This window comes from Streptomyces aurantiacus, from assembly GCF_027107535.1.
In the GTDB taxonomy this organism is placed as follows: Bacteria; Actinomycetota; Actinomycetes; order Streptomycetales; family Streptomycetaceae; genus Streptomyces.
This window is the reverse complement of record NZ_CP114283.1, coordinates 545,809-561,222: the sequence shown is the minus strand read 5'-3', so window position 1 is coordinate 561,222 and position 15,414 is coordinate 545,809. Positions and strand designations below refer to the sequence as shown.

13 protein-coding genes are annotated in these 15,414 nt (G+C 71.9%); 5 read left to right on the top strand and 8 right to left on the bottom strand.

The window, feature by feature from the left end; translation table 11 throughout:
- Positions 1–18: 18 nt before the first annotated feature.
- Both O1Q96_RS04175 and O1Q96_RS04170 read left to right on the top strand, forming a co-directional pair.
- Entirely contained in the window at positions 19–945 is a 927-nt protein-coding gene (locus O1Q96_RS04175; protein ID WP_269246905.1) for a phosphotransferase family protein, read from the top strand.
- A 100-nt stretch (positions 946–1,045) separates the two neighbouring features.
- Positions 1,046–1,843, top strand: a complete 798-nt coding sequence (locus O1Q96_RS04170; protein ID WP_269246904.1) for a DUF4253 domain-containing protein — start codon at positions 1,046–1,048, stop codon at positions 1,841–1,843.
- Positions 1,844–1,853: 10 nt separating this feature from the next.
- Here the strand turns inward: O1Q96_RS04170 and O1Q96_RS04165 are convergent, their stop codons facing one another.
- Together O1Q96_RS04165 and O1Q96_RS04160 are read right to left on the bottom strand one after the other, a co-directional pair.
- Entirely contained in the window at positions 1,854–2,756 is a 903-nt protein-coding gene (locus O1Q96_RS04165) for an SAM-dependent methyltransferase (protein WP_269246903.1), read from the bottom strand.
- A gap of 144 nt (positions 2,757–2,900) precedes the next feature.
- On the bottom strand, positions 2,901–4,289 hold the full coding sequence (locus O1Q96_RS04160) for a helix-turn-helix domain-containing protein (RefSeq protein ID WP_269246902.1): 1,389 nt from the start codon (positions 4,287–4,289) through the stop codon (positions 2,901–2,903).
- Positions 4,290–4,505: 216 nt separating this feature from the next.
- On the opposite strand from O1Q96_RS04160, the gene O1Q96_RS04155 reads away from it, so the two are divergent.
- Entirely contained in the window at positions 4,506–5,216 is a 711-nt protein-coding gene (locus O1Q96_RS04155) for a DUF4232 domain-containing protein (protein ID WP_269246901.1), read from the top strand.
- Positions 5,217–5,334: 118 nt separating this feature from the next.
- Positions 5,335–6,216, top strand: coding sequence for an NAD(P)-dependent oxidoreductase (locus tag O1Q96_RS04150; RefSeq protein ID WP_269246900.1), 882 nt, complete (start codon positions 5,335–5,337; stop codon positions 6,214–6,216).
- Positions 6,217–6,285: 69 nt separating this feature from the next.
- Here O1Q96_RS04150 and hemB read toward each other — a convergent pair whose 3' ends face one another.
- Entirely contained in the window at positions 6,286–7,278 is a 993-nt protein-coding gene (hemB, locus tag O1Q96_RS04145) for a porphobilinogen synthase (protein WP_269246899.1), read from the bottom strand.
- A gap of 187 nt (positions 7,279–7,465) precedes the next feature.
- On the opposite strand from hemB, the gene O1Q96_RS04140 reads away from it, so the two are divergent.
- Positions 7,466–8,857: an FAD-binding oxidoreductase gene (locus tag O1Q96_RS04140; protein ID WP_269246898.1), complete on the top strand. Its 1,392-nt coding sequence runs from the start codon at positions 7,466–7,468 to the stop codon at positions 8,855–8,857.
- 363 nt (positions 8,858–9,220) lie between these two features.
- Here the strand turns inward: O1Q96_RS04140 and O1Q96_RS04135 are convergent, their stop codons facing one another.
- The 5 genes from O1Q96_RS04135 to O1Q96_RS04115 form a co-directional block, all read right to left on the bottom strand.
- Positions 9,221–10,909 (bottom strand): bifunctional uroporphyrinogen-III C-methyltransferase/uroporphyrinogen-III synthase, encoded by a 1,689-nt coding sequence (locus O1Q96_RS04135; protein ID WP_269246897.1) that lies wholly within the window; start codon positions 10,907–10,909, stop codon positions 9,221–9,223.
- Positions 10,906–11,865: a hydroxymethylbilane synthase gene (gene hemC / locus O1Q96_RS04130; RefSeq protein ID WP_269246896.1), complete on the bottom strand. Its 960-nt coding sequence runs from the start codon at positions 11,863–11,865 to the stop codon at positions 10,906–10,908. Before hemC ends, O1Q96_RS04135 begins: the two co-directional genes overlap by 4 nt.
- Positions 11,862–13,793 carry a glutamyl-tRNA reductase gene (locus tag O1Q96_RS04125; RefSeq protein WP_269246895.1) on the bottom strand — a complete coding sequence of 644 codons (1,932 nt, stop codon included), beginning with the start codon at positions 13,791–13,793 and terminating at the stop codon, positions 11,862–11,864. Before O1Q96_RS04125 ends, hemC begins: the two co-directional genes overlap by 4 nt.
- Positions 13,790–14,557, bottom strand: coding sequence for a redox-sensing transcriptional repressor Rex (locus tag O1Q96_RS04120; RefSeq protein WP_269246894.1), 768 nt, complete (start codon positions 14,555–14,557; stop codon positions 13,790–13,792). The genes O1Q96_RS04125 and O1Q96_RS04120 overlap by 4 nt, the downstream gene beginning before the upstream one ends.
- Before the next feature lie 331 nt (positions 14,558–14,888).
- Positions 14,889–15,188 (bottom strand): glutaredoxin family protein, encoded by a 300-nt coding sequence (locus O1Q96_RS04115; protein WP_269246893.1) that lies wholly within the window; start codon positions 15,186–15,188, stop codon positions 14,889–14,891.
- Positions 15,189–15,414: the final 226 nt, after the last annotated feature.

Genomic DNA, 15,414 nt, shown 5'->3' with positions numbered 1-15,414 from the left:
GGAGGGTGTCCACCAGCCATGCTGCCACTCGTTGAGACCGGCGAAGAACTGGACGACGTCGTCCGGGACGAGGCACTGCTGCGACCTGCCGTCGCGGACCTGTGCGAGCGCCTCGGTCTGGTCCCGAAACCGATGGTCCGCTTCATCGAGGGCTCGCTGCCGGTGTACTCCATCGGCGCCGCGCACGTCCTGAAGCTGTTCCCCGCCTTCGAGAAGCTCGACGCCAGGCGCGAGGAGCGGATGCTCAGCCATGTGTACGGCAAACTGCCGGTCCCGACACCGCAGTTGTACTCGGCCGGCGCGTACAAGAACGGCTGGTCCTTCGTCCTGATGTCCCGGCTGCCGGGCGAGAGCCTCGCGGAGGCCTGGCCTCGGATTCCGGCGGCGGAGCAGGACCGTATCGTCACGGAGGCCGGTGAGACCCTCGCAGCGCTGCACGCGCTGAGTCCGGCGCCGCTCGCGGGCTTCGTCGGTCCGTCCGACTGGGGCCTGTTCGTCGACTCACAGCGTGCGAACGCGGTGGCGCAGCAGCGCGAGGCCGGACTGTCCCAGGCGTGGCTGGAGCAGATTCCGTGGTTCCTGAGCTCGGTGCCGCTGGCCACCCCGGCACGACGCGTGCTGCTGCACACCGAGTTCATGCGCCAGCACCTGACCGTGGACCCGGAGGGCTGGCGCCTGACGGGCCTGTTCGACTTCGAGCCCGCGATGGTCGGTGATCCGGCCTACGACTTCGTGGGTGTCGGCCTGTTCGTCGCGTGCGGGCAGCCCCGGCTGCTGAAGCGGTTCTACGAGGCGTACGGGCGCGCCCCGTTCGACCCGCACACGCTCATGGCGTACACGCTGCTGCACGTCTACAGCAATCTCCCCTGGTACCTGAGCCTGCTGCCCAAGCCGCCGAAGCCGACGCTGGACTCGCTCGCGGAGACCTGGTTCGGCACCGACTGACGGGCCGCGGCGCCGGGCCCGCGCAGGGCGGCGCCGCGTCGGTTGTCGCCGGAGACGGTCGCCCACGCCGTTGTCGGTGACGAGCCCTACAGTCACGTGCATGGCGACTCTTCCGAACCAGCTGCCGAAGCTGGCGGCCGATCCGACCGGCCGCTCGCTCGGTCTCGACCTTCCGCCCGGTGCCCTCCTCGACACGACGGTCGAGGGCCCCTGGGACGAACCGCTGCTGTGGCGCGCCGACGCCCGGGCGGCACCGGGCGACTGGCTGCGCCTGACGTCCGCGCGCCGCACGGCCGGCCTGTGTCCGGTCCTGGTCGGCGGGAGCACGGCCGGCGAATCACACCCGGACAAGTGGGGGCTGGACCCGGACCTCGCGTCGTATCCGGGCGACCACGACGCCGACGAGGTGCTCGCGGAGCTCTGGGAGGAGTTCGCGGCGGAGGCGGAGGACGCCGACTGGCCCGGCCTCGCCTCGGCGGGCGAGCCCGCGGCCGACCCGGACGCCCGGGCGGCCGAGGTGACGGACGCCCTCCTCGGCGGCACGGGACGGCTGGAGGAGGCCCGGCTCGCGCTCGTACCGGCCCGCCGCAGCGCCGACATCCCGGCCGCCCTCGGCTGGTGCGGTCCGGTCGGCCTCACGAGCGACGTGGCGCGGTTGTGCGCGGTCCTGCGTTCCTGGGAGGACCGCTTCGGCATACGGGTCGTGGCGCTCACCTTCGACCAGCTGGTCGTCTCCGTCGCGGCCCCGCCCCGTACCCCGGCCGAGGCCGAGGCGGTCGCCGCCGAGCACTACGCGTTCTGCCCGGACACCGTCGCGGAGAGCGGCCACGCCTCCCTGCGGGCGTACGCCGAGCGCGAGGTGCTCGGCGCACCCTCCTGGTCGTTCCGGTGGAACTGAGGAGCGGGACTCAGGGCTTGCGGCCGGTGACCGCGTACACGTTGATGTCCGCGTCCGTCACGTCGTTGATGTCCCGGTACCGGACCTTCTCGATGTCGTCGAGCTCGTCGAGGTAGCCGGCCTCGGGCGGCTCGGGCACCGGCGCCGCGTCGTCGGGCCGCCAGTGGTGGGCGGGGACCACGCCGGGCGCGTCGATCTCCAGCCCGTTCTCCGTGAGGAACCGCTCGACCTCCGCCTTCGAGCGCAGCACGAAGGTGAAGCCGCGCTCGGTGTACGTCCGCTGGACCGCGCGGATGTTCTCGGGGTTGAGGTCCTCGGTGAGATGGCTGAGCACGAGCCGGCTGCCCGAGGGCAGGGCCTCGATCAGCTCACGCACGATCGGGTAGGCCTTCTCGTCCTCGACGAAGTGCAGGACCGCCACGAGCGCGAGGGCGACCGGCCGGTCGAAGTCCAGGGTCTTCGCGGCCCTTTCGAGGATCTGGGCCGGGTTCTCGAGGTCGGCGTCGATGTAGTCGGTGAGGCCCTGGGGCCCGCTGGTGAGCAGGGCGCGCGCGTGGGCGAGGACGACCGGGTCGTTGTCGACGTACACGACCCGGGAGTCGGGGGCGATGCGCTGGGCGATCTGGTGCACGTTCTCCTGGGTCGGCAGCCCGGTGCCGATGTCCAGGTACTGCCGGACGCCTTCTTCGCCCGACAGTGTGTTGACCGCCCGGCGCAGGAAGTCGCGGTTGTGCCGGACGTCGAGGTAGCCGCGCGGGTTGGCGGTGAGCGCGGCGGCGGCCGCGGCCCGGTCCACCGGGTAGTTGTCCTTGCCCCCGAGGAAGACGTCGTAGACACGGGCCGGGTGTGCCTTGGTGGTGTCGATCCTCCTTCTCAGCTCGGCGGGGTCCTGGCTGAGAGCATCACCGGGCATAGAGCCTCTCCCTGGAGAGTCGCGTCAGTCAACGAGCAACAACCTAACTCCCAGGGCGACTTGATAGTGCCCTGAATCCAAGTTCCATCGAACGGATCACGCCGGCCGGGTTTGCCGGACGCCGATCCGGGAAAGGGCGGCCGCTCAGCCGGGCACGTCGGGCTCGTACTCGTTCCGCCCCCACTCGGAGTCGCCGAGCGGGAAGTCGTACGCGGGCCGCCCCACGTTCCCGCTCGTCCGGAACGGCTTGCCGCGGTCGTCGACCCGCACGGAACCCGTCTGCGTGCCGCTGGACCAGTCGAGCTCCAGAAACCAGCTCACGTTGTGCGTCCGGGCGTCCGCGAAGATGTAGAAGACCTCGGGGTCGGACTCGCTCACCTTGTACGGGAAGTCGCGCTGTCCGGCCTTGGGCGAGGTCTCGGGCCGCCCGGCGTCGAGGTTCACACCGAACGACGTGGTCTCCACGCCGCCACCGCATCCGACGCCCATCGCGAAGTCGTTCCAGGCGAGCGGCTTGCTCTTGTCCACCACCCGCACGTGCAGGTCCTCAAGGACGACGGTGGCCTTTCCGGTGCCCTGGACGGTCACCGCGAGCATCTGCTGCCCGGCGGCGACCCCGCCGAGCGCGTTGACCCACCCGCGCGCGTCGGGCTCACTCGGAGGCGGGGGCACCTGCTCGGCCCTGCGGTCGACGAGGTAGTGCTGGCTGCACGGGCCCTCCCACTTGTACGGGTTGACGGCGACGGTGGGCGCGGTGGCGCCGTCCGCGGCCGCGGGGCCACCGCGCCGCGTCGCCCCGGCCCCGCCGGCCCGGGAGGCGGAGGACGAGACGGAGGGTGTGGGGCTCGCGGACCGCGAGGCGGACGGTGAGGGAGACCCGCTCTTCGCGTCGGCGGACTCACCTGCCTCCGGCCGACCGTCGGCGGACTCGGCCGCCCCCACCGACTGCTTCCGGCCCTTGCCGTCGTCGTCCCCGCCCGGCACGAGATTCACCACGAGCGCCGCGGACACGACGGCGGCGGCCACGGCGGCACCGGCGAGGGCGACGGTACGCCGCCGCCGGGCGACCGGAACGTCAGAGGAAGCCGGAGGGACCGGAGAACCAAGAGGGACCATAGAAGCGGCCGGAGTGACGGCCGTGCTGTCGGCATCGGCATCGGCATCGGCATCAGAGGCGGACACAGCCCGGCCCTCGAAGCCGGAGCCGGCACCAGAACCGCCCCCGGAGCCAGAATTAGAGCCATACCCGGCCACGGCCCCAGCTCCGGAGCCGCCGCTCCCGGCCTGCTTCTGTCCCCGCCGCGCATCCGCGAGAACCCACCGCCGGTGCAGCTCCACCAGTTCCTCGGGCGTGGCCCGGCAGACCCGCGCGAACCGCTCCACGGGCGCGTAGTCCGTCGGCACGGCATCCCCGTTGACGTACCGGTGAAGCGTGGACGCGCTCGTGTGGAGCCGCTTCCCGAGCACCCCGTAGCTGAGCCCGGACCGCTCCTTCAACTGCCCCAAGAGCTCCGTGAACTCGTCCCCCGCCACCGTTTCTCCCTCTTCTCGCGTCCCGGACCCCCGTTCCAGGGGGAGGTCGTTCCCCCAGGTCAGAGCCGTTGCAGCCGTTCCAGCGTCCCGAAGAACCCGACAGGTGTGGCGGCCGGGACGGGTCGCCGCACAAGCTTGGGCCATCCAAGCACGCCGCTCCCGGCACCCGGTCGAGCGGTCCGTGCCACCACCCGTACCGCATCAGGGGGATCACTCATGTCCGCACGCACCACCCGCACCCGTATGCTCGCCGCTGCCACGTTCGCGCTCGCCGCACTGACGCTGACGGCGTGCAACAACGGAGAGGGCGTTCGCGACGAGGGCGCGTCGGCCGGCGCCGACTCCTCGTCCGTGACCCCCTCGCCCAAGGGCAGCGAGGGAAGCTCCAAGGGCGCGGGGCAGGCCGACGCCGTGGGATCGGCGTCCGGCGGCGACAAGGGCACGCAGGGCTCCACGGGTTCGAACGGCACGACGGCCTCCCCCGGCACGACGAACTCCTCGGGCTCGGCGGACTCGGACTCCGCCCTCACTCCCTGCACCAACGTCCGTACGACCGCCACCGTGGTCTCCCGCCCCCTCAACCACCTCCTCCTCACCGTCACCAACACCGGCTCGAAGAACTGCAACCTGACCGGCTACCCGGCCGTCCGCTTCGGCGAGGCCCAGTCGGTACCGCCGGTCTTCGAGGACTCCAAGCCGCAGGCGGTGACCACGCTGGCTCCGGGCGAGTCGGGATACGCGGGCGTGCTCCTGTCGGCGGCGGACGGCAGCGGCTCCAACGGCTACACGGCCAAGTCGCTGACGTTCCACCTCAAGGGCTCGGAGAGGGTTCAGAACCCGTCGCTCCCCGCGAAGGGCGTGTACGTGGACGACTCGATCCAGGTCACGTACTGGCAGTCGACGATGGACAACGCCCTCACCTGGTGACACCGAGCGGCGGCCCCACTCAGCGGCCGCATGCGCCCGCCTCACTCACCAAGAGGTAAGCACCTGACCAACTAGTGGGTACTTGTGGCGAGTTGGGCCCCCGACCAGCATGGTCGTCATGGCACCCCACCACTCGTCACAGACCCCCGTCACCGTCCTCGGCCTGGGCCTCATGGGCACGGCACTCGCGGCCGCCCTCCTGAGGGCCGGCCACCCCACCACGGTCTGGAACCGCACCCGGTCCAGAACGGGCCCGCTCACCGCACAGGGGGCGACACCGGCCGGCACCCCGGCCGAGGCCGTCACCGCGAGCCCACTGGTCGTCGTCTGCCTCACGACGTACGACGACGTGACCGGGCTCCTCCAGCCGCACACCACCGCGCTGGCGGGCCGCACCCTGGTGAACGTCACCAACGGAACCCCCGCGCAGGCGCGGAAGTTCGCGCTCTGGGCGCAGGAGCACGGCATCCGGTACGTCGACGGCGGGATCATGGCCGTGCCCCAGATGATCGGGACCCCCGCCGCGTACGTCCTCTACAGCGGCGACCAGGAGGCGTACGCGTCGCATCGGCCGGCCCTCGCGGCCCTGGGCGGCACCCGCTGGACGGGCACGGACCCGGGCCTGGCGGCCCTCTACGACCTGTCCCTGCTGACGGGCATGTACGGCATGGTGATGGGCGTGGCCCAGTCCTTCGCCCTGATCCGCTCCCAGGGCATCGAGGCCCGGGAGTTCGCCCCGCTGCTCTCGGACTGGCTGAACGCCATGACGGCCGGTCTGGTCCCGGGCACGGCCGAGGCGGTCGACACCGGCCGCCACATGACCGACGTCTCCAGCCTGGCCGTCAACCAGGCGGCGTTCCCGAACCTGCTGACCGCCTTCGCCGACCAGGGCGTACGCCCCGAACTCTTCGCCCCGATGCGGGAGTTGCTCGACCGGGCGGTCACCGAGGGCCACGCGGACGACGGCCTCTCCCGCCTGGTGGAGCTGCTGAAGGCCTGACGGCGCGGCCCCAGGGGCGGCCGGGACCAGGCGGGCGGCACAGGCCACCGGCCGTCGGCGGAACTGGCGTCAGCGAAGCTTCTGAGCCGCCTCGGTCGCCCAGTACGTGAGGATGTTCCGCGCCCCGGCCCGCCTGATCCCGGTCAGCGTCTCCATGATCGCCCTGTCGCGGTCGATCCACCCCTTCTCGGCGGCGGCCTCGACCATCGAGTACTCCCCGGAGATCTGGTAGGCGACGACGGGCACGTCCACGGAGTCCGCGACACGCGCCAAGACGTCGAGGTAGGGCCCGGCCGGCTTCACCATCACCATGTCGGCCCCCTCCTCCAGATCGAGGGCCAGCTCCCGCAGGGACTCCCGGACGTTCGCCGGGTCCTGCTGATAGGTCTTGCGGTCCCCCTTCAGCGACGAGCCGACGGCCTCCCGGAAGGGCCCGTAGAAGGCGGACGAGTACTTGGCGGTGTACGCCAGCACCGCCACGTCCTCCCGCCCGATCTGATCGAGGGCGTCGCGGACGACGCCGATCTGGCCGTCCATCATCCCGCTGGGCCCCACGACGTGGGCGCCCGCGTCGGCCTGCACCTGAGCCATCTCGGCGTACCGCTCCAGGGTCGCGTCGTTGTCCACGCGCCCTTCCGCGTCCAGCACACCGCAGTGTCCGTGATCGGTGGTCTCGTCGAGGCACAGGTCGGACATCACGAGCAGCTCGTCGCCGACCTCGGCCCGCACGTCGCGGATGGCGACCTGAAGAATCCCCTCGGGGTCGGTCCCGGGCGTACCGGCCGCGTCCTTCTTCGACTCCTCCGGCACGCCGAAGAGCATGATCCCGGAGACTCCGGCCGCGACCGCCTCCGCGGCCGCCTTCTTCAGGCTGTCCCGGGTGTGCTGCACGACGCCCGGCATCGCCGCGACGGGCACCGGCTCGGCGACGCCCTCGCGCACGAAGGCGGGGAGGATGAAGTCGGCGGGGTGCAGCCGGGTCTCGGCGACCATGCGCCGCATCACGGGGGTGGTCCGCAGCCGCCGCGGGCGGGCGCCGGGGAAGGATCCGTACTTCGTCATGGCACCTACGCTACGCCCGCCCCAGGACCACCTTTGCCGACTCCTCGTCGGTGCCGACGGCTCCCGAATGCGCCCCGCAGACCCCGGGTCCATCCTGGGGGAACAAGGACCCCGACGGCCTCTCCCTTCGCGCAGAACCGCCGCCGTCCCTCCGTCGCGCAACCCGCACGCGCTCAAGGAGGACGCGATGACCGCCCCACATCCCACCCCTGACCTGTTCGCCCTCTCGGACATCCGCGGTCCGGTCCTCAGACCCGGCGACGACGGCTACACGGACGAGGTGACCGGCTTCAACCTGGCCGCGACGCACACGCCCGACCTGGTCGTCGGGGCGACCGGCACCGCCGACATCGTGACCGCCCTGCGCTGGGCGAGCGCCACCGGCACCCCCGTGGCCGTCCAGGCCACGGGCCACGGCGCCAACTACCCCATCGACAACGGCCTGCTGATCAGCACCTCCCGTATGACCGACGTACGCGTCGACCCGGGCGAGCGCACCGCGACGGTCTCCGCCGGAGCGAAGTGGCGGCACGTCCTGGAGGCGGCCGCACCGCACGGCCTCGGCGCGCTCAACGGCTCGTCGACGGACGCCGGAGTGATCGGCTACACCCTGGGCGGCGGCCTCCCGGTGCTCGGCCGCCCGTACGGGTACGCGTCCGACCTGGTCCGTTCCTTCCAGGTCGTCACGCCCGACGGCACGCTCCACGAGGTGGACGCCGGCCACGAGCCCGAACTGTTCTGGGCGCTGCGCGGCGGCAAGGGCAACGTGGGCATCGTGACCTCACTCGTGTGCGAGCTGCCCCCGGTGTCCCGCATCCTGGGCGGCGCGCTCTACTGCGCGGGCGAGGACGCGGAGGCCCTGCTGACCGCGTACGCGAAGTGGACGTCGTCCCCGCTCCCGGAGGAGATGTGCTCGGCGTTCGGGCTGCTGCGTCTGCCGCCTCTGCCGCAGATCCCCGAGCCGTTGCGGGGCCGCTTCTGGTCCCGCGTGGCGATCGCCTGGACCGGTGACCCGGCGGAGGGCGAGCGCCTGCTCGAACCCATCCGCGCGGCGGCACCGGTGGTCGTCGACACGGTGGCGGAGATGGACTACACCGCCGTGGACCAGATCTACGCGGAACCGCAGGACCCGCTCCCCGCAAGGGAGTCGTGCACCCTGCAGCGCGAGCTGCCTCCCGAGGCCGTACGGACGCTCCTGGACGAGGCCGGCCCCGCGGCCACCGACTGCCCCCTGCTGGTCGTCCAGCTGCGGCACATGGGCGGCGCGCTGGCCCGCCCCCCGGCGGTCGAGGACGCGGTCTGCGCCCGGGACGCCCAGTACCTGCTGGAGACGGTCGCCGTCACGCCCAGTCCGGCGGCCGCCGAGGCCGTGGAGCGGGCCACGGTGGCAGTGCACACGGCGATGGCCCCGTACGGAACGGGCCGGACCATGGTCAACATCCACGGCACGCCCGGCGACGACACGGACAGGGCCCGCGCCTGGACCCCGGAGGTCTACAGCCGCCTGCAACACACCAAGGACACCTACGACCCGGCGAACCTCCTGCGCTTCGGCCACGCGATCCCACCGGCGGCCTGACAGAACACGCGGCCACCGCCGAACGGGAGCGGGCCGTACCGATAGGGCACAAACCCTGCCGATACGGCCCGAGGCCGCCGACGCACGGGAGCGGGCCGGTACCGACACGGCGCGAGCCATGCCGATACGGTCCGCGGCCGCGGACGCACGGGAGCGGGCCGTGCCGGTACGTCGCAGCCCGCCGCATAGGGCTCCTCCAGACAACCCCAACGATTCCGTCGTGGGGCAGTACACCCGGAAGGCGGCGGGCTCGACGTACCGGCACGGCCCCGACCCCCCACCGACACGGGCGGACGCGCCACACCGGCACCGCACCAGCACCGCACCAGCGCCACGACTACGTGGCATGACCACGTGGCACGACTACGTGGTGGTCCGCCGCCTACGAGACCCGGGCCGCCGCTCACTGGGCCGGGTGACAGGATCCCCGGCCTCAAGAGCCGAAGCCCGACGCCGCAGCCCGAAGTCGGCCAGCGCCTCCGCCAACCGGTGCACGGACGGCTCCGGAGCCATGACGTCGACCCGCAGCCCGTGCTCCTCGGCGGTCTTGGCCGTGGCCGGACCGATACACGCGATCACGGTGACGTTGTGCGGCTTCCCGGCGATACCGACCAGGTTCCGCACAGTGCTGGACGACGTGAAGAGAACGGCGTCGAACCCGCCGCCCTTGATCGCCTCGCGCGTCTCCGCCGGAGGCGGCGACGCCCGCACGGTCCGGTAGGCCGTGACGTCGTCGACCTCCCAGCCCAGCTCGATGAGCCCGGCGACCAGGGTCTCGGTCGCGATGTCGGCCCGAGGCAGGAACACCCGGTCGATCGGATCGAAGACCGGATCGTAGGGCGGCCAGTCCTCCAGCAGCCCCGCGGCGGACTGCTCACCACTGGGCACCAGATCCGGCTTCACCCCGAAGGCGACCAGCGCCTTGGCGGTCTGCTCGCCCACAGCGGCGACCTTGATACCGGCGAAGGCCCGGGCATCGAGCCCGTACTCCTCGAACTTCTCCCGCACGGCCTTGACCGCGTTCACCGAGGTGAAGGCGATCCACTCGTACCGCCCGGTGACGAGCCCCTTGACCGCCCGCTCCATCTGCTGGGGCGTGCGCGGCGGCTCGACGGCGATCGTCGGCACCTCGTGCGGCACGGCCCCGTACGACCGCAGCTGGTCGGAGAGCGACGCCGCCTGCTCCTTCGTACGCGGCACGAGCACCTTCCAGCCGAACAGCGGCTTGGACTCGAACCACGACAACTGGTCGCGCTGGGCGGCTGAGGAACGCTCACCGACCACGGCTATCACCGGCCGGCCGCCTTCGGGCGAGGGCAGCACCTTGGCCTGCTTCAGCGTCTGCGCGATGGTCCCGAGCGTCGCGGACCAGGTCCGCTGCCGGGTCGTCGTACCAGCGACGGTCACGGTCATCGGGGTGTCGGGCTTGCGGCCCGCGGCGACGAGCTCACCCGCGGCCGCCCCCACGGAATCGAGGGTCGCCGAGACGACCACGGTCCCGTCGGACGCGCCGACCTCGGTCCAGCAGCGCCCGGAGGCCGTACGGGCGTCGACGAACCGCACGTCCGTGCCCTCGGCGTCCCGCAGCGGCACACCCGCGTAAGCGGGCACACCCACGGCGGCGGCGACACCGGGAACGACCTCGAAGGGCACCCCCGCGGCGGCGCAGGCGAGCATCTCCCCGGCGGCGTACGCGTCGAGCCCGGGGTCACCCGAGACCGCTCGGACGACCCGCCTGCCGCTCCGTGCGGCCTCCATGACAATATTGGCCGCGTCCTTCGACGCGGGGACGCCAGAGGTGGTTGACGCGCCGTCAACTACCTTCAGCTGAGGCGTGTCCGGGCTCGGGCCCGTATCGGTGTCGAGCACGGTGACGTTTCGTCTGGCGTGCGTGCGGACGACGTCGAGCACTTCGGGTTCGGCGACCAGGACATCCGCGTTCCCCAGCGCCTCCACGGCGCGCAGAGTCAGCAGTCCCGGATCCCCGGGTCCGGCACCGAGGAAGGTGACGTGCCCGTGTTCGAGGCCGGCGGGAAGGGTGGTGGGGCTCAATGTGCTCGCTCCCCCATCAGACCGGCCGCGCCCTTGGCAAGCATCTCGGCGGCGAGTTCACGGCCGAGCGCCATTGCTTGGTCATGTGTCTCGGGCACGGGACCGGTGGTGGACAACTGCACCAGCGTCGAGCCGTCGGTCGTGCCGACGACGCCGCGCAGGCGCATTTCCTTGACAATCTGCCCGTCGGCCAGAAGGTCGGCGAAGGCACCCACAGGTGCGCTGCAACCGGCCTCCAGGGCGGCGAGCAGGGACCGCTCGGCGGTCACGGCGGCCCGGGTGAGCGGGTCGTCGAGCTCGGCGAGCGCAGCGACGAGGTCCGCGTTGTCCGCGGCACACTCGATCGCGAGGGCCCCCTGGCCGGGGGCGGGCAAAACTGTGTCGACCGACAGGAAGTCGGTCACTTCGTCGGTCCGTCCGATGCGGTGCAGTCCGGCGGCGGCCAGGACGACGCCGTCGAGCTCACCGGCGCGCACGAACCCGATCCGGGTGTCGATGTTCCCGCGGATCGGCACGGTCTCGATCGTCAGCCCGTGGTCACGCGCGTACGCGTTCAGCTGGGCCATGCGACGCGGCGAGCCGGTGCCGATCCTCGCCCCGTTCGGCAGCTCGGCGAACTTCAGGCCGTCGCGTGCGATCAGCACGTCACGCGCGTCCTCGCGGACCGGTACCGCGGCCAGTGCCAGCTCGTCGGGCTGCCCGGTCGGCAGGTCCTTGAGGGAGTGCACGGCGAAGTCGATCTCGCCGCGCAGCAGCGCCTCGCGCAGGGCGGTCACGAAGACGCCCGTGCCGCCGATCTGTGCGAGGTGCTCGCGGGACGTGTCTCCGTAGGTCGTGATCTCCACGAGCTCGACGGGCCGTCCGGTCACCTGGCTCACGGCGTCCGCCACCTGCCCGGACTGGGCCATGGCGAGTTTGCTCCGCCTGGTCCCGAGCCTCAGTGCCTGCTCAGTCATGCTCGCCCTCGGTTCTCGGCGCTCTCGAAGTTGTCGCTGTCGAAGGTGTGTTCTCCGAAGGCAGTGCCATCGAAGGTGCTGTCGCCGCGGCCGTTGTCGCCGCGGCCGTTACCGGAACGGCCGTCGTCGACGCGCCCGTCCCCGGAGTCACGGTCGTCGGCCCGGGAGACAGCGTCGACCGTCTCCTGGTCCAGGTCGAACAGGGTCCGCAGCGCGTCCGCGTATCCGGCGCCGCCGGGCTCCGCGGCCAGTTGCTTGACCCGTACGGTCGGCGCGTGCAGCAGCTTGTCCACGACGCGTCGCACGGTCTGGGTGATCTCGCCGCGCTGCTTGTCGTCGAGGCCGGGCAGCCGTCCGTCGAGCCGGGCGATCTCGCCCGCGACGACGTCGGCGGCCATCGTCCGCAGCGCTACGACGGTCGGCGTGATGTGCGCGGCCCGCAGGGCGGCGCCGAAGGCGGCGACCTCGTCGGCGACGATCCGCCGCACCTGGTCGACGTCGGCGGCCATGGCACCCGCGGACGGTGTCCGTTGATCGGACACGGTGGCGGACGCGTCGGCGAGGGACTCGATGTCCACCAGCCGCACCCCGGGCAGCCGGTGCGTGGCCGCGTCGATGTCACGGGGCATGGCGAGGTCGAGCAGCGAGAGAACGGGTGCGGGCCGAGGCGCCTCGGCGACGGGCTCGGGCCGGCGCCGCTCGGGCACGCGCCCGACGGTGGCCGCGGCGGCGGCGAGGGCGGCGATGGCCTCGGCCTCGGCGGCCGGGTCGAGCGCCACGGTGAGGCCGGTCTGTCCCTCGGACGCCGCGGCGGACGCGCCCTTGTCCACCCAGGCGGCGTGCTGCTCCAGCTCGGCGGCGGCCATCCCCGCCACGGCGGCCTCGCCCAGCACGGAGAACCCGGCGGTCGCCTGCACGGCGGAGAGGTCGAGGGGGCAGTTGTCCTCGGCGCCGACGCTGGTGGGCGGCAGGTCGTCCCGTACGGCGGGGGTCGCGGTCGTCCGGGCGGAGCCGCCGCCCGTCGCGCGGAGAACGCCACCGGCCTCGGCCTGCGACGGGACCGTACGGCCCTCCAGCGCCTCGGCGACGCTCTCGGCCGTGAGGACGAGTCCTGTCGCACCGGTGCACGACACGACGACGTCGGCACGTGTCAGTTCACCCGCCACCGCGTCCATCGGCACCGCCCGGGCCAGCACGTCCGTGCCGTCCTGCCCGTCCGGCCGCTGTCCGTACTGCTCCCCGAGGAGCTCGGCGAGCCGCTCGGCCCGGTCGAAGGTCCGGTTGGCGACGACCACTTCGGCCACTCCGGCACGCGCGAGCGTGGCCGCGGCCAGCGAGGACATCGAGCCCGCGCCGATCACGAGGGCCCGCTTGCCCCTGGCCCAGGCGTCGACCGATGCTCCGGCGGCGAACTGCTCCAGGCCGAAGGTCACCAGGGACTGCCCGGCCCGGTCGATGCCGGTCTCGGAGTGCGCGCGCTTGCCGACCCGCAGCGCCTGCTGGAACAGGTCGTTCAGCAGCCGTCCGGCCGAGTGCACCTCCTGCGAGGTGGCGAGCGCGTCCTTGATCTGGCCGAGGATCTGCCCCTCGCCGATCACCATCGAGTCCAGGCCGCAGGCCACGGAGAAGAGGTGATGGACGGCCCGGTCCTCGTAGTGCACGTAGAGATAGGGGGTGAGCTCCTCCAGCCCGACCCCGCTGTGCCGCGCGAGCAGCGTGGAGAGATCGGCGACACCGGCGTGGAACTTGTCCACGTCGGCGTAGAGCTCGATCCGGTTGCAGGTGGCGAGTACCGCGGCCTCGGTGGCCGGCTCGGCGGCGACGGTGTCCTGGAGCAGCTTGACCTGGGCGTCCGCGGGCAGCGCGGCCCGCTCGAGGACGCTGACCGGAGCGCTGCGGTGGCTCAGCCCGACGACGAGGAGACTCATGCCGGCATCACGGCGGGGACATCCCCGTCGGGCCCTTTCCCGGCCTCCTTGGCCGCCGCGGCCTCGGCCTTGAGTACGGCGTCGGCCTGGGCCTCGGCCTCCTCGCCGGCCTTGCGCTGCTCGTGGAAGGCGAGGATCTGCAGCTCGATGGAGAGGTCGACCTTGCGTACGTCGACGCCGTCCGGCACGGTCAGCACGGTCGGCGCGAAGTTCAGGATGGAGGTCACGCCGGCGGCGACGAGCCGCTCGCAGACCTGCTGCGCGGCCCCGGCGGGGGTCGCGATGACACCGATCGACACACCGTTGTCGTCGATGATCTTTTCCAGCTCGTCGGTGTGCTGCACGGGGATGCCGGCGACGGGCTTGCCCGCCATCTCGGGATCGGCGTCGATCAGCGCCGCGACACGGAACCCGCGCGAGGCGAACCCGCCGTAGTTGGCCAGGGCCGCGCCGAGATTACCGATACCGACGATCACTACCGGCCAGTCCTGGGTGAGGCCCAGCTCGCGGGAGATCTGGTAGACGAGGTACTCGACGTCGTAGCCCACACCGCGCGTGCCGTACGACCCGAGGTACGAGAAGTCCTTGCGCAGCTTGGCGGAGTTGACCCCCGCCGCGGCCGCGAGTTCCTCGGAGGAGACCGTGGGTACCGAGCGCTCCGACAGAGCGGTGAGGGCTCGGAGGTACAGCGGAAGCCTGGCGACGGTGGCCTCGGGAATCCCTCGGCTGCGGGTCGCCGTTCGGTGAGTTCGGCCAGTTGCCACGGTGCTCCTGCGGGTAGCGCGGGGCTGCAGGCGGTCACACGTTCCTGGACCGCCCCGTCGAATGCAGGCTATGTCTTTGTGAACGCGTGCACAAAGATGGTGTCCGATTTGCCCGGCCAACGTGACCGGGGTCACGCACCCCCGGCGCACCCGTACGGAACCGGCGCTCGCACACCTTCGTTCCTCACTTGTTGGGGGCAAAGCCGCACACTCTCCTCTACGATCCCCGCCCCCGAGTCCGAATCGCCCTCGATCCTAAGTGACTTTCGGGACCCGTTGGACTGCTCGGTCAGGCCACGGTCCGATTACTCCTGCCGCCCGGCAGCGGTGGCTACGAGGTGAGCGCCCGTCGCAGCCGCTCCCCGTCCACTTTCCAGAACGTGTGCTGCGCCCCGTCCACCAGCACCACCGGGATCTGTTCCCAGTACTCGCGGTGCAGGTCCGCGTCCTGGGTGATGTCCTTCGTCTCCCAGGGGACTCCGAGGTCACCGCAGACCTTCTCGACGACGGCCTGTGCGTCTTCGCACAGGTGGCAGTCGGGTTTGCCGATCAGGGTGACCAGCCGCTGCTGCGGCGCCTTCTTCTCCGCGCGGCGCTCCGCACGCCGAAAGATGGGACTCATACGACCCATTCTCCCGCGCTCCCCCGGCAGCGGCGCCCCATAAAGGGGTGATGCTCCGCCGGGAGCGCGGGGAGCCGCGCGACAGGCCCTCACCACCCCACAGCCGAAGCACAGCCACCTCTCGAACCGACCGGGAGAGCGATCCGAGGGGGATGCGCTCTTCGACAACACGTCGCGGAGAGTTCACAGCATCCAAACCTCCCGACTCCAGGACCACCGAACAAACTGGCTATGC